This is a genomic window from Oleiphilus sp. HI0043, assembly GCF_001634935.1.
On the sequence record NZ_LWEY01000016.1, the window covers coordinates 1 to 522 of the forward strand.

General features: G+C 44.3%; 1 protein-coding gene. It reads right to left on the reverse strand.

What is annotated here, in order from left to right:
- Positions 1-522: GGDEF domain-containing protein (locus tag A3729_RS00815; RefSeq protein WP_156497550.1), on the reverse strand; the 522-nt coding region annotated here is incomplete at both ends.

Sequence of the window (522 nt, forward strand, 5' to 3'; positions counted from 1 at the left end):
AATAGCTGATACCAAAATTAGCAGAAAAGCTTACATTGCTTTCCTTAAGTTCATAGCTACGGCTTTTAATGAGTTGACTCAGTCGCTCAGCGACTTGCTTGGCATCTTGTGCGTTGCTCTCTGGCAAGATGATGACAAATTCATCGCCACCTATACGGGCAATGATGTCAGCATCTCTAATATCATTTTTTACTAGCTGGGCGATAAACTCCAGGCTGCGGTTGCCTGCATCTAGTCCCTGTTCGGTATTAATCTGGCTAAAGTGGTTGATATCAAAATGGATCAAGCTAATAGGGTGGCCATAGCGGTCGGCTTGCGAGAGTAGTTGCGATGCGTATTGTTGAACGAAGCGAAGATTTGCAATACCGGTTAAATTGTCAGTGAGCACGAACTTTTGCTGCTCGTTATAGGCATTTAGCATCTCATCAGAAAAGAACTTTACGGCGCTAACAACAATAAGAAAAACAATTAGCGCGTTTCCGATAAAAACTCCTTGTGCGATGGAGGGCGGAATGGGGGCCA